General features: G+C 54.7%; 9 protein-coding genes. 5 read left to right on the top strand and 4 right to left on the bottom strand.

Annotated features, from left to right (window positions below; all coding sequences use genetic code 11):
- Positions 1–2 precede the first annotated feature (2 nt).
- The 3 genes from HMPREF9141_RS05085 to HMPREF9141_RS05095 form a co-directional block, all read right to left on the bottom strand.
- Positions 3–1,391, bottom strand: coding sequence for a bifunctional UDP-3-O-[3-hydroxymyristoyl] N-acetylglucosamine deacetylase/3-hydroxyacyl-ACP dehydratase (locus HMPREF9141_RS05085; protein ID WP_007367464.1), 1,389 nt, complete (start codon positions 1,389–1,391; stop codon positions 3–5).
- A 172-nt stretch (positions 1,392–1,563) separates the two neighbouring features.
- Positions 1,564–2,604 carry a UDP-3-O-(3-hydroxymyristoyl)glucosamine N-acyltransferase gene (gene lpxD / locus HMPREF9141_RS05090; protein ID WP_007367465.1) on the bottom strand — a complete coding sequence of 347 codons (1,041 nt, stop codon included), beginning with the start codon at positions 2,602–2,604 and terminating at the stop codon, positions 1,564–1,566.
- Between the two features lie 50 nt (positions 2,605–2,654).
- On the bottom strand, positions 2,655–3,875 hold the full coding sequence (locus tag HMPREF9141_RS05095; RefSeq protein WP_040554288.1) for an HD domain-containing protein: 1,221 nt from the start codon (positions 3,873–3,875) through the stop codon (positions 2,655–2,657).
- A gap of 587 nt (positions 3,876–4,462) precedes the next feature.
- Between HMPREF9141_RS05095 and HMPREF9141_RS05100 the strand changes: the two genes are divergently transcribed.
- The 3 genes from HMPREF9141_RS05100 (at position 4,463) to HMPREF9141_RS05110 (ending at position 10,204) form a co-directional block, all read left to right on the top strand.
- Complete coding sequence (locus tag HMPREF9141_RS05100) at positions 4,463–6,853, top strand: DUF3943 domain-containing protein (protein WP_169309943.1); 2,391 nt, start codon at positions 4,463–4,465, stop codon at positions 6,851–6,853.
- Between the two features lie 129 nt (positions 6,854–6,982).
- Entirely contained in the window at positions 6,983–9,451 is a 2,469-nt protein-coding gene (pheT, locus tag HMPREF9141_RS05105; protein WP_007367468.1) for a phenylalanine--tRNA ligase subunit beta, read from the top strand.
- Between the two features lie 12 nt (positions 9,452–9,463).
- The gene (locus tag HMPREF9141_RS05110) at positions 9,464–10,204 is read left to right on the top strand and encodes a YebC/PmpR family DNA-binding transcriptional regulator (RefSeq protein ID WP_007367469.1); all 741 of its coding nucleotides are present in this window, start codon (positions 9,464–9,466) and stop codon (positions 10,202–10,204) included.
- 589 nt (positions 10,205–10,793) lie between these two features.
- Here HMPREF9141_RS05110 and HMPREF9141_RS05120 read toward each other — a convergent pair.
- A complete protein-coding gene (locus tag HMPREF9141_RS05120; RefSeq protein ID WP_007367472.1) occupies positions 10,794–13,097 on the bottom strand; it encodes a transglycosylase domain-containing protein in 2,304 nt (767 codons plus the stop codon).
- Positions 13,098–13,260: 163 nt separating this feature from the next.
- On the opposite strand from HMPREF9141_RS05120, the gene pyrB reads away from it, so the two are divergent.
- On the top strand, positions 13,261–14,208 hold the full coding sequence (gene pyrB, locus HMPREF9141_RS05125) for an aspartate carbamoyltransferase (RefSeq protein WP_040554505.1): 948 nt from the start codon (positions 13,261–13,263) through the stop codon (positions 14,206–14,208).
- A gap of 193 nt (positions 14,209–14,401) precedes the next feature.
- On the top strand, positions 14,402–14,857 hold the full coding sequence (pyrI, locus tag HMPREF9141_RS05130) for an aspartate carbamoyltransferase regulatory subunit (RefSeq protein ID WP_007367474.1): 456 nt from the start codon (positions 14,402–14,404) through the stop codon (positions 14,855–14,857).
- The last annotated feature ends 35 nt before the right edge of the window (positions 14,858–14,892 follow it).

Genomic DNA, 14,892 nt, shown 5'->3' on the forward strand with positions numbered 1-14,892 from the left:
CCTTACTTGTTCTTTACTATCTGTGCGGTGAATGTCGCCTCAGCGACAACATGGTCGCCGACGAACATATATCCTTTCATCGAACTGATTCCGTGGCGGACAGGTCCGAGCAGTTCGACGCGGAACAGCAGTGTGTCGCCCGGGACAACCTTCTGCCGGAACTTCACGTCGTCGATCTTCAGGAAGTAGGTGGACCACCGTTCCGGCTCTTCCACCTGTGAGAGGACGAGAAGTCCGCCGCATTGTGCCATGGCCTCTACCTGCAGTACGCCCGGCATGACCGGCTCCTGCGGGAAGTGCCCCTGGAAGAACGGCTCGTTGCTCGTCACGTTCTTGATGCCGATGATGCTCGTCGATCCCATGGCGACTACCTTGTCGACCAGCTGCATCGGATAGCGGTGGGGCAGCAGTTCGCGGATGCGGATGTTGTCCATCAGCGGTTCGTCGTTCGGGTCGTAGATGGGAGCCTGTACCTCATGCTTGCGGATTTCCTTGCGCATCAGGCGGGCGAACTTGTTGTTCACCGTGTGTCCGGGACGTGTCGCGATGATGCGTCCCTTGATGGGCTTTCCTATGAGTGCCATGTCGCCGATGATGTCAAGCAGTTTGTGCCGTGTACACTCGTTGTGCCACATCAGCGGCTTGTGCTGTATGTAGCCGATGTTGTTGGCATCCATGTGGGGCACTTTCAGCAGGTCGGCAAGCTGGTCGAGCTTCTCCTGCGACACCTGCTGCTCATAGATGACGATGGCATTGTCCAGATCGCCGCCTTTGATGAGGTTGGCCTGCAGCAGCGGCATGATGTCGCGTACGAAGACGAACGTGCGGGCCGGTGCGATCTCGGTCGCATAGTTCTCGATATTGTCCAGTGTGGCGAACTGGCTGCTGATGAACTTCGAGTCGAAGTTGCACATGGCCGTAATCGAAAACTGCTCATCCGGGAGGAGGGTGATGACGGAGCCGTTGTCGTCCTTGATCTCGATCTTCTTGCGGATGATGTAGTAGTCCTTCGGGGCGTTCTGGTCGATGATGCCCACCTCGTTGATTTTCTCTACATACATCATTGCGGAACCGTCGAGAATCGGAAATTCCGGGCCGTTGATCTGAATCAGGCAGTTGTCGATGCCCATTGCATAGAGGGCTGACATGCCGTGCTCTACGGTGCTGATGCGGACATCCCCCTTTGCCAGAACCGTTCCGCGCTGGGTGTCGACCACATTCTCGGCGACGGCATCGACGGTGGGCTGGCCCTCGAGGTCAATCCGTTGAATCTTGTACCCGGTGTTCTCCGGTGCAGGATTGAAGGTCGCCGTGAGGCTCAATCCTGTGTGAAGTCCTTTCCCGAAGAGGGAGAAGCTCCCTTTCAGTGTTTTCTGCTTGACAGTGTCCATGTATGTATATCTGATATTTCGCTGTTTCCGTTCCGTCTGGAGGCGGAAAGGCGTCCGGAGCTTTTAGCGGGGAGCCGGGGACGGTACCGGTCTCCGGTGTCCTGCCTGCGGTTTCCGCATGGTGCGAAGCGCTTTCCGGCCTCGCTGTCTCTTCTCGCCTGCGGACGTTTTGTTATCTGTTCTTTTTCAGTTCTTCAATCTCTTTCTGCAGGGCGTTCAGCTGTCTGTACATCTCCGGCAGCCGCTGGAAGATGGCCTGCGACTTGAAGTAGGGACGCTGTTCCATCGGCGGTGTGCCGATGAGCTGCTGGTTGCTTTTCAGGCTGCCCGGCACGCCCGACTGTGCGCCGAGGAATACTTTGTCGCCGATGGTGATGTGTCCGGCAATGCCTACCTGCCCGCCGAACATGCACCACTTTCCCACTTTCGTAGAGCCGGCGATGCCCACCTGGGCCGACATGACGGTATTCTCGCCGATGTCGTTGTTGTGTGCTATCTGTACGAGATTGTCGAGTTTCACGCCCTTGCGCACGTAGGTGCTGCCCATGGTGGAGCGGTCCACGCAGGTGTTGGCGCCGATCTCGACGTCGTCCTCGATCGTCACGATGCCGATCTGTGGGATCTTGTCGTAGCAGCCGGTCTCCGCATTGGGAGCGAAGCCGAAGCCGTCGGCTCCGATGACCGCGCCGGAATGCAGGATGACGTTGTCGCCGATCTTGCAGCCGTGGTAGATGCTGGCGTTGGGATAGACGATGCAGTTGCTGCCCAGCTGTGCCCCGTCCATGACGGTCGCATGGGGGTATATCTGGCAGCCGTCGCCCAGCTTCACGCCGTCGCCGATGTAGGCGAAGGCGCCGATGTAGACATCTTTGCCGAGGGTCGCCTTGGGGGAGATGAAAGCGAGGGAGTCGATGCCCTGCCTTTTCGGTTTCATGCTTTCGTAGAGCTGCAGCAGCTTTGCCACGCAGTCGCGTGCGTTCTTCACCCGGATCAGCGTGGGCTGCACGTCTTTTTCCAGCTCTATGCCCTCGTCGACCAGGACGACGGACGATTCCGTATCATATAGATAATGTGTGTATTTGGGATTGGCAAGGAAGGAAATCGCCCCTTTCCTGCCTTCTTCAATCTTGGCGAAAGTGTTGACGGTGATGTTCTCGTCACCTTCCACACGGCCTTGTATGAATTGCGCGATCTGTTTCGCAGAGAATTCCATTTAAATTACCGTTTATGGGTTTTCAATTGTGCAAAGATAGGTAAATTTTATCAGAATCGTTGATAACAGAGGTAATATTTACATATTTTTTTAGACAGCAGCTCGATGTTGAGAATCTCAGAGGCTTCGGTGATGTCCCGTAAAGTGCCGTCTTTGTAAAGTATGCTGATGTGGTCGTCGAAAGGATTGTACATGTCTTTCTGCACCCTGTCGACCCCCACCAGATAACTGCTGTCGGCAAGGCTCACCCCGTACCGGGCGGCTATCTGTTCCTTCAGCCGGGTCATCTCTCCGGCGGTCGGTTCTTCCTCCCGTACCTCCACCTTGAAGAGTCTCCGGTTGACGATGTTTGACGACAGGCGTGCGAGAATCCGGTCGTCGTGTTGCTGCCACACCTTCAACGCACTCCATATATCGTTGTCGTCCAGAGCGATATAGTTGTCCAAGGCCTCGGCGTGGGTGTGGAACGAGCGGGCCGTGATGTCGTCGTACAGAAAATAACGCAGGGCAGGTGAAGCGAACAGCTCCGTTCCCGTCCTTGCCAGCTGCTTGGCACGGCGCAGGGCGTTGATGAGGATATGCTCGCAGCCCACGGTGGTCTTGTGCAGGTACACCTGCCAGTACATCAGCCGGCGGGAGGTGAGGAAATTCTCGATGGAGTAGATGCCGTTCGACTCCACCACCAGGGCATCGTCCACCACGTTGAGCATCTTGATGATGCGTGCCGACCCGATGTTTCCCTCTGTCACTCCTGTGAAGAAACTGTCACGGCGCAGGTAGTCCAGCCGCTCCATGTCGAGCTGGCTGGAAATCAGCTGGTGGAGGAACGACTTGGGGTATTCGTTCTTGAAGATGCTGATGGCGAGATTCAGCGCACCGTGCATTTCACGGTTGATGCGGTCCATCATCATCAGCGAGATCTCCTCGTGGGTGATGCCGCTGATGAGGGTGTTCTCCAGTACGTGCGAGAAAGGGGCGTGTCCGATGTCGTGCATGAGGATGGCCGCCTGCACCGCCTCCGCCTCGCTGTCGAAGACGAACACGCCTTTCTGCCGCAGGGAAATGAGCGCCTCGCTCATGAGATGGAATGCTCCTAACGAATGCTGGAAGCGCGTGTGCTGTGCGCCGGGATAGACCTCCTGCGTGAGTCCCAGCTGCTTGATGCGTGCCAGCCGCTGGAGAAGCGGATGGCGGACGATGTCGAGCAGCAGGCCTCGCGGTACCTTGATGAATCCGAACACCGGGTCGTTGATGATCTTCGAGTCTGTCATCGTGCCTGTTTTGATTTTTCTGTCGTCGTTTGCCTGCAAAGATACCACATAATGCTGTAATGCGCAAAATTCTGTTGCGATTTCTTTGCAGGGCGGCTGTGGGGGAAGTCGCCCCCTCCATCTACTGCCATTCGAGGCAGTCGGGCACATTGCGAAATATGTTTACAATCCGGGCGGTTCTCACCCTCTCTTTTATCCGTCATGACGAACGGTCTGAGGGCGGAGAACGCTCCCCTGTTCTGCAACATGGCGTTACTTGTGTTCCAATCTGTGCCCGATTGGACTTCAAGGGGTGCTTGTTTGCATGCCGACTGACGGTCGTTTGCACCGCAAGGGGGCACCGTTTGAAATGATGATTATAACAGGTTGTCTGTTAGGTGTTTATGTTGTGCTGGAAAAGCGGATGCGTGACGTTGCTCCTGTTCGGCCCTGATGGGGCAGGAGGCATGGACGGGCTGTGTTTCAAAGGATCTCCCGGAGGATGATTTTTTATGACAGAATATACGTCTTTCCGTTACTTTATCGGTCATGGTGCCTCCCATAATCAGGAATATTTTGCTAACTTTGCACTGACAACAACTCTTTTTATGATGCGGAAACATCAGCTGATCATCTGGATAGTCTTGCTTTGCAATGTGTCGCATGCCGTTGCCCAGTCGAGTGCGGACACTGTCCGCGGGCTGAATCTCGGGCCGGTGGCGGCTCATGTGCGGGGGGAACTGACAGGTATTCAGGCGAGTATCATCGTAAACGATGCGCGTGAGGTGAAGGGAGTCCAGCTGGCGGGGCTTGGCAATCTCTGCCTTACGCCCCTCTATGGTGTGCAGATTTCACCGTTGAACAACCTTTCCCGAGGTGTCAGGAAGGGTGTCCAGCTTGGCGGCCTCAACATCACTTCGGGGGATATGCGGGGCGTGCAGGGTGGCGTCTACAACTATGCCGACACGCTCTGCGGCGTGCAGATAGGGCTTGTCAATGTCAACGACCGCAATCCCAGGGGATTCCAGTTCGGTTTCATCAACCTCAGCAATGATCTCTCCGGCGTGCGTCTCGGACTGCTCAACGTCGGTCCCGCCACGACGACCGACCTGCTTGTCTTCGGAGGAAACAGCACGGCCGGGAACATCGCATGGCGTTTCCGTAACCGCAGTGCTTACAGCATCATAGGCACCGGGTTCTATTATGCCGATTTCGACCGCCGTTTCTCCGGTTCGGTCTTCTACCGTATGGGACGTTATTTCCAGCTTTCCTCGCGCCTGACGGTCAGTGCTGACATCGGTTATGCGCACATCGAGACTTTTGAAGAGAAATCATCTGACCGCCCGCAGCGGTTGTTCTCCCTGCAGGGGCGTTTATCCATAGACTATCAGTTCGGCCGGCACGTCGGGGCATTCGTCACGGGCGGATACGGTCATACCCGCTGGTATGCCCATCATGAGAGGTTCCGCAACAAACCGGTCCTGGAGGCAGGAATGACGTTCCGTCTGACACCTGCACACGATGAGCAGCCCGGTTTCTCGCACAGGATGAGAACGCTGGAAGAGGAGACGCTCGCCCTTGCCGGAGACAGCGCAGAATCCGTCCGGCAGCAGCTTTTTGCCTGCCATGACCCCCGGGCAGGGAGGAGGCGTCCCTGGAGAGCCGTCGCCGAGGTGGCAGGCATCAACCTGCTTGTAAATTCGGCCGACCGTTTCATGCTGCATTACGACTATGCGAAGACCAGCGCGGCGACTGTATGGCGCAATATGAAGAACGGCTTTGTGTGGGACAACGATTACTTTTCGACCAACCAGTTTGCTCACCCTTACCACGGCAATCTTTATTTCAATGCGGCACGCACCAGCGGCCTGGGGTTTCTCGCCTCTTTCCCCTATGCACTCGGGGGCAGCCTGATGTGGGAGCTGGCCGGCGAAACCGATCCTCCCGCTCTCAACGACATCGTCTCGACCTCCATCGGAGGAGCCGCTATCGGCGAGGTGTTCTACCGCACCAGCAGCCTCCTTCTTGATGATCGTGACAGAGGCTTCTCACGCTTTCTGCGCGAGCTGGGAGCCGGTATCCTGAATCCCGTAAGGGCATTCAACCGCATCGTGACAGGACAGGCATGGCGGGTCCGGTCGGATCATGCGCTGTACCATGACTTCATGCGTCTGCCTGTCGATCTCTCGCTTTCCTTCGGCGTACGCTATCTGGCCGACGGCGGAGCCATGACACGCGGAGAGTACAGCCCCTTCCTGAACGTCCACCTGGAGTATGGCGACGCCTTCAACGAGACGACTGTCCGGCCCTATGACTTCTTCACGGCCGACCTGAGCCTGATGCTGGGCGGCAGCCAGCCTTTTGTCAGTGGGATACATCTGATGGGGCGCCTCTGTTCCAGGCAGATACGGAACGGCAATCATGTGAAGATGCAGGCGGGCATTTTCCAGCATTTCGATTATTATGCTTCTGAAAAGATTACCCACGGCTCGGACAACATTCCCTACAAAATCTCCGAGACTGCGGCATTCGGTCCCGGACTGATCTATCGGATCAACGGAATCGGATCGCTGAAGCGTCTGGAACAGCGCATCTTCCTCAATGGAATCCTGCTGGGAGGCGTGAAGAGCGATTATTACAGCGTGCTCGACCGTGATTACAATATCGGATCAGGATACGGCATGAAGTCGTCTACCCTCATGCAGTTCCACCGTTTCGGGAAATTCTCTTTCCATGCGGCGTTCTATCACCTGTGGACGTGGAAAGGATACGAGGAGCGTGACCTGGCCGGGGTGGACCCTCACTTCTATAATGTCCAGGGCGACCATAGCCATGCGAGGCTGATCGTCATTTCGCCGAACTATCGCCTTCGGCTCCGTCATGGATGGGAGCTTTCCGTTTCCGGAGCCTCCTACAGCAGGGTGACGACGTATCACAGCCATGACCAGGTTTATCTGCATACCTACGAAATTCTGTTAGGCATGGCCTACCGCTTCTGATTCTTCCGGTCGCCCCTTTGAGCGTTGACCGTACCTGCTCCTCCTGTTTTTTTCTTTTTATCCCTTTGCCATGTCTGGGAATTTTCGTACTTTTGCACGTATTTCGGAATATAACAACATATCGATAGAATGAAGATTTCATACAAATGGCTTAAGGAATACGTCGATTTTGACCTGACCCCGCAGGAGACAGCGGATGCGCTGACTTCCACGGGACTTGAGGTGGATGCACTGGACGAGGTGGAAACAATACGTGGAGGACTGAAAGGACTCTTCGTCGGCAAAGTGTTGACCTGTGGGGCGCACCCCAACTCTGACCATCTCCACGTGACAACCGTCGATCTCGGCAAGGGCGGACCGCAGCAGATTGTGTGCGGCGCACCGAATGTGGCTGCAGGACAGAAAGTCATTGTGGCTGATCTGGGCTGCGTGCTCTATGACGGCGACAAGGAATTCACCATCAAGAAGAGCAAGCTGCGTGGCGTGGAGAGCTTCGGTATGATCTGTGCCGAGGACGAAATCGGCGTCGGTACGAGCCATGACGGCATTATCGTGCTGCCGGAGGATGCACCTGTCGGACAGCCTGCCGCCGAGTATTATCATCTGGACAGCGACTGGCTGATTGACATAGACATCACGGCCAACCGTGCGGATGCGCTGAGCCATTACGGTGTGGCCCGTGACCTCTATGCCTGGCTGACGCAGAACGGTTACAAGACATCGCTTCATCGTCCGGACTGCAGTGCCTTCAGGGTTGACAACCACGACCTTCCTGTCGATGTGACCATCGAGAATACGGATGCCTGCCGGCGCTATGCCTGTCTGAGCATAACCGGCTGCGAGGTGAAGGAAAGCCCGAAGTGGCTGAAGGACAAGCTGAATGTCATCGGTCTGCGCCCGATCAACAACATTGTCGATATTACCAATTACATCATGATGGCCTATGGCCAGCCGATGCACTGCTTTGATGCGGACATGGTCAAGGGGCATCGTATCATCGTCAAAGACAAGAACGAAGGTAAGAAGTTCGTCACCCTGGACGGAGAAGAACATACGCTCGGGGAGCATGACCTCGCTATCTGCAATGCGGAAGAACCGATGTGCATAGCCGGTGTTTTCGGCGGGAAGGGTAGCGGAACCTATGAGACAACGAAGAATGTCGTGCTGGAGAGTGCTTATTTCCATCCGACATGGATCCGCAAGAGCGCGCGCCGGCATGGCCTTTCGACTGATGCCAGCTTCCGGTTCGAGCGTGGTATTGACCCGAACGGGGTGGTCTATGCGCTGGAGCAGGCGGCTATCCTCTGCAGGGAACTGGCCGGCGGAAAGGTCAGCATGGAGGTACGTGACGAGTATCCGACGAAGATGGAGGATTTCCCCGTCCGGCTGAACTATGAATATTGCGACCGCCTCATCGGCAAGAAACTGGGTCATGAGACCATCAGACGCATTGCCGAGAGCCTTGAAATGCGGGTGCAGAAGGAAGATGCCGAGGGGCTTGACCTGCTTGTTCCTGCCTATCGCGTAGACGTCCAGCGTCCGTGTGATGTGGTCGAGGATATCCTCCGTATCTACGGATACAACAACGTGGAGATTCCGACAGAGCTGAAGTCATCGCTCACGATTGCGGAAGAAGCCGACAGGAACTACCATCGGGAGAACATCATCGGCGAACAGCTGGTGGGCGAGGGCTTCTCTGAAATCATGAACAATTCCCTCTCCAAGAGCTCCTATTATGAGGAGACAGAACTCAATGCCTATCCCTGGGAGGAGACGGTAAAGGTAATGAATCCGCTGTCGGCCGATCTGGGCGTAATGCGCCAGACGCTTCTCTTCGGCGGTCTGGAGAGCATTGTCCGTAATGTGAACCGCAAGGCACAGAACCTGCGCTTCTTCGAGGTGGGCAATGTCTATAAATACAATAAGGAGAAATGGACGGAGGAAAGTCCCATCAAGGCCTATGTGCAGGACTATCATATGGCGTTATGGGTGACCGGAAAGCGTGTGCAGGGTTCGTGGGCGCACCCTGACGAGGAGAGTTCTTTCTATGAACTGAAGGCATACGTTGAGAATGTTCTCCGCCGTATCGGCATCGCACAGGGCCTGCTCGTCAGTGAGAAATCCGATAACAATGTGTTCGACAAGGCGATTGCCTTGAAGACACGGGGCGGTAAGGTGCTGGTGGAAATGGGTATTCTCAGCCACAGGCTCCTGAAGAGTTTCGGCCTTGAGCAGAAGGTTTACTATGCCGAACTGGACTGGGCTGGGCTGATGAAGGCCATCCGAAAGAACAGACTCCAGTTCCAGGAAATATCCAAGTATCCGGCTGTCAGCCGCGACCTTGCACTGCTGGTTGACGACAAAGTAGAGTTCGCACAGATTGAGGAGATTGCCCGTCAGACCGATAAGAAGCAGCTGAAGCGTGTCGAACTCTTCGATGTCTATCAGGGAAAGAATCTGCCGGAGGGCAAGAAGAGCTATGCTGTCAATTTCATTCTTCAGGACGAGAGCAAGACGCTCAACGACAAGGCGATTGATGCCATCATGCAGAAACTAATCAAGAATTTAACAAATAAACTCGGAGCAGAACTCCGTTAACAGACAAATCCAATGGGTAGAGCATTTGAATACCGCAAAGCTACTAAGCTCAAGAGATGGGGTCACATGGCCCGTACATTCACCAAGTTAGGCAAGGAAATCGCCATCGCCGTCAAGGCAGGCGGTCCGGAACCTGAGAACAACCCTCGCCTTCGTGCCATCATCGCTACTTGCAAGCGTGAGAATATGCCGAAGGACAATATCCAGCGTGCCATCAAGAATGCGATGGGCAAGGACCAGAGCGACTACAAGGAAGTGCCGTACGAGGGCTATGGGCCTCATGGGATTGCCGTGTTCGTCGATACTCTGACGGACAATACGACACGTACGGTAGCGGATGTCCGTTCGGTCTTCAACAAGTTCAACGGCAACCTCGGCACGCAGGGGTCGCTCGCTTTCCTCTTCGACCATAAGGCGGTCTTCACCTTCAAGAAGAAGGAAGGGCTGGACATGGAAGAACTGATCCTCGACCTGATTGACTATGGGGTTGATGATGAGTACGATGAGGATGACGAAGAGGATGAAATCACGATTTATGGTGAGCCGACAAGGTTTGGTGATATTCAGAAGCATTTGGAGGACAATGGCTTCGAGATCACTTCTGCCGAGTTCACCCGCATTCCCAATGATCTGAAGGATGTGACACCTGAACAGCGGGAGACCATCGACAAGATGGTTGAGAAGCTGGAGGACTTCGACGATGTGCAGAATGTCTATACCAATATGAAGCCGGCGGCCGATGAGGAGGCATAATACCTCAGCTTCTTCCATGCAGCAGGTCTCGTTCCGACGGGCATATGATATGTACCATATCGGGCGATTCCTTCTGTATATAAACGCAGGCGGATAGATGACCGGCTGTCCCGGACGATGAGCCTGTTGCCCATCGGCAAATGCTTTTCAGGACTTTCCCGGTTTGAGAAAGTCCCTGATAAAAGCTTGAATCGGCTCTTCTAAAGGTTTGTATCAGTCCCTGATAAAAGCTTGAGACAATCCTGACATAAGCCTAGGGGGAATCATGGTAGTAGCCTGGCCAGTGCTGGCGAAAGTATGGATTAGTCCGATAAAAGTCTGGCAGCTCCGTCATCAACGTGGGATTGTATCCATAAAAGCTTGAGAAAGTCCCAAATGAAGAAGACCATTCCAAAACCCGTTTTCATGTTTTGGAATGGTCTTCTTTGTATTTTCCCGGGAAGTGTTGCTTTCAGACTACGCAGGGGGCAGTAGAAGAAGCGGCGCTTTCTCATGATACAGTCTTCTGCTCCTCCATACGCAAGGTCGTCGGCAAAGGATTCTATTGTCTGTCCGTCTGCCAGCACATCTGAACCGTCTGCGGAACGGCTTAGAAGTATTCTTCCTGTATGCCGTTCACGTTGATCGTGTCAGCAGCCTGACAGGGATTGAATTTGGGAGGTATGGAAAACTTCGTGTTCTGGCTGTAGCCTAACCGTTTGTCTGCATAGATGCTTTGCATGTAATAAGCCCAGACCGGCAGAGCGGTTGTGGCTCCCTGTCCCATTGCGGTGTTGTCAAAGTGGATGTCCCGGTCCTCACCGCCTACCCAGCAGCCGCTGACGAGATCGGGCGTGATGCCCATGAACCAGCCATCGGCATTGTTGTTGGTCGTACCGGTCTTGCCCCCGATGTCCGCAGTGAGATGATAAGCGTAGCGCAGCCGGCTGCCCGTACCTCCCTGAATGACGGCACGCAGCATGTCAATCATCTGATAGGAGCTGACTTCCGAGATGACCTCGGTCATCAGCGGCTGGAACTTTGCGATGACATTCCCATGGCTGTCTTCAATCTTCGTGACGAAGAGCGGCGCACAGCGGATTCCGCCATTGGCGAAGGTGGTATAGGCACTGGTCATCTCGCCGACGGATACTTCGCATGGCCCGAGACAGAGCACGGGGCCTGTGTTCTTGTCTATGTCTGGATTGTTCAGACCGAAGTCGTGCAGGATATTGACAAACTGTGACGGTCCGAGCAGATTGATCAGATAAGCTGAAATCCAGTTGTTAGACTGCTGCAAGCCCCACCGCAGCGGCACTTCCTGTCCGTAGCGGGCGCGTGATCCGTTGCGCGGTGTCCATCCGCCGTAGGTCCGTTGTACATTCGGTGCCAGCGTGCAGGGTGTCATGCCGTTCTGCATGGCAAGTGCATAGAGGTAAGGCTTGATGGTCGACCCCACCTGCCGCCTGCCGCCCATCACGACATCATACTTGAAGTGCTGGTAGTCGATTCCGCCCACATAGGCCTTCACGGCTCCTGTATGGGGATCCATGCTCATGAATGCGGCACGCAGGAACGACTTGTAGTAGCGGATGGAATCTATCGGAGACATCACCGTGTCTATGTCGCCATGATAGGTGAAGAGCGTCATCTCGTGGGGGGTACGGAAGCTGCGCTTGATCTCCTCCGGTGTTGCTCCCTGTTCCTTCATGCGCTGGTAGCGCAGGCTCTGGCGGCAGGAACGGTTCAGTATCTCTTTGATGGTGCGCCGCGAGATGTTCGACGAGAACGGCGCATTCTTCTTGTAGCGGCTGGCAAGGTTGAACTGTGCCTGCAGGTAGCCGCCCACATGCTTGCGTACCGCTTCCTCGGCATACTGCTGCATTCGTGTGTCGATGGTCGTATAGATGCGCAGGCCGTCCGTGTTCACGTTGTAAGGCTCGCCGTTGCGTTTCGTGTTCTTGTTGCACCAGCCGTAGAGCGGATCCTGTTCCCAGGCGATGGAGTCAAGGACGAACTGGCGGTTCTGCCAGGCCTGGTAGTTCTCCCGTTCGGGTTTCTTCGCCATCATGTACTGCCGGAGGAAAGCCTGGAAATAGTCGGCCGAACCGTTCACAGGCTTGGCCTTTGTGAAGTGTATGCCCAGCGGCCGCTGCGACAGTTCCGCATATTCGTCCTTCGTGACGTATCCCGACTTCACCATCTGCATCAAGACCACGTTGCGGCGCTGCATGCAGCGTCCCGGGTGGCGGAGCGGATTGAACATGGACGGGTTCTTGCAGAGACCCACCAGCAGTGCTGCCTCCGTCACGTTCAGATTGCGCGGCTCCTTGTTGAAGTAGACATTGGCCGCCCGCTTGATGCCCACGGCATTGTGCAGGAAGTCGAAGTAATTGAAGTACATTGCCAGAATCTCCTCCTTCGTGAAGTGGCGTTCCAGCTTGACGGCAATGATCCATTCGATGGGCTTCTGCAGGAGGCGTTCCAGTGTGTTGTGTGCCTTTTCCGAGAAGAGCTGCTTCGCCAGCTGCTGGGTAATGGTCGACCCTCCGCCGGCACTCGCCTGCCGCATCACGCCGCGTTTCACAATGGCACGCCCCAGTGCGATGAAGTCGATGCCAGAATGTTCGTAGAACCGCTCGTCCTCCGTGGCAACAAGCGCATGGACAAGATGCGGCGACAGGCCGTTGTAGTCGATTGCCACACGGTTGTTGTTGTCCTGGTTCCATGTTCCGATGAGCTGCTGGTCAGCCGAATAGACCTGTGAGGCGAATTTGTCTATAGGGTTGGAAAGCTCGTCCATGTCAGGCATATAGCCTATCCATCCATTCCATACGGAAATGAAGAATACGGCGATAAAGCCTAACAGGACTGTCAGGAATCCCCAGAGGAAATGTACGAAATGCCTTCTCATAAACTACGGAAATATTATGCAAAGATAATGTAAATCAGCGGATAAGCAAAATAAATGGATGTTTTTTTGCCGCTCGCAGAACTTTCCTTTTCCACGCTTCGATGGAAAGAAAATTAATATGTACCTTTACAGACGGAAAGAACCAAAACATCACAAGCAGAATATGGAAAAGCATAACTTTGTGAATATCCAGGGGTTGGACCGTGAGCAGCTGCTCTACCTCATCCGTATGGCACAGGAATTCGAGCGGCACCCGAATCGTGAACTGCTCAAGGGAAAGGTGATCGCAACGCTCTTCTATGAGCCTTCGACACGGACCCGTCTTAGTTTTGAGACGGCTGCCAACCGGCTCGGTGCGCGTGTCATCGGTTTTACGGATGCAAAGGTATCGAGCGTCAGCAAGGGCGAGACGCTGAAGGACACGATTCTCATGGTCTCAAATTATGCAGACGCCATTGTCATGCGGCACTATATAGAAGGTGCTGCGCAGTATGCCTCAGAGGTGGCTCCTGTACCGATCATCAACGCCGGAGACGGTGCCCACCAGCATCCCTCACAGTGTCTGCTCGACCTTTATACGATCTGTCAGACTCAGGGGACGCTCGAGAATCTGAACATCTATCTTGTCGGCGACCTCAAATACGGCCGGACCGTCCACTCGCTCATCATGGCGATGCGGCATTTCAACCCGACGTTTCACTTCATCGCGCCTAAGGAACTCGCCATGCCGGAAGAGTACAAGCTCTATTGCCGTGAACATGGCATCCGCTTTGAAGAGCACGAGGCGTTTACACCGGATGTCATCGCAAAGGCTGATATTCTCTATATGACACGTGTGCAGAAAGAACGGTTCTCCGACCTGATGGAATACGAACGGGTGAAGAACGTCTACATCCTCCGGCGTGACATGCTCTCGCAGGCCCGCCCGAACATGAGGATTCTCCATCCGCTGCCTCGTGTCAACGAAATCGCCTACGATGTGGATGAAAGTCCGCACGCTTACTATATCCAGCAGGCCCGTAACGGTCTCTTTGCCCGTGAGGCCATCTTCTGCCACTGTCTCGGCATATCGTTAGAGCAGATAAGGAATGACAGAACCATCATCAGATGAGGGAGACGGAATGACGGATGCGGACGGCTCCTCCCGGAGAGGATGTCCCCGGCGGTGCTCCCGATGCGTGCCACTGCCTTTACCTTCTCCTCCTCATCGACAGTTTCCGTGCCCGTCCCTCGTTTCCGGCAATTCCCTTCATCACTCGATAAAAAGCCCTCATTCCTCCAACCATTAATTCCATCCTGCAAAAATGTCAAAGAAAGAACGCCTTGTAGCCGCCATTGAGAACGGCACCGTCATTGATCATATTCCAGCTGAAAAGACCTTTCAGGTGGTCAACCTATTACAGCTCCAGAAGCTCTCCACGCCTGTCACCATCGGCTATAACTTCTCATCGAAGATGGTAGGCACAAAGGGAATCATCAAGGTGAGCGACAAGTTCTTCACCGATGATGAGATCTCCCGTCTGTCGGTCGTGGCACCGAACGTGGTGTTGAACATCATTAATGACTATGAAGTGGTAGAGAAGAAGAAGGTGGTGACACCGGACGAGCTTCGGAGCATTGTAAAATGCAACAATCCCAAGTGCATCACCAACAACGAACCGATGGATACGATCTTCCATGTCGTTGACAAGGCACATGGGATTCTGAAATGTCATTACTGCGATAAGGAACAGGTAATGGACGAGGTAGAACTGGTGTAGCCGCTCTCCTGCCGGCATGGCCCGTGCCTGCAGCG

This window comes from Prevotella multiformis DSM 16608 (assembly GCF_000191065.1).
Lineage (GTDB): Bacteria > Bacteroidota > Bacteroidia > Bacteroidales > Bacteroidaceae > Prevotella > Prevotella multiformis.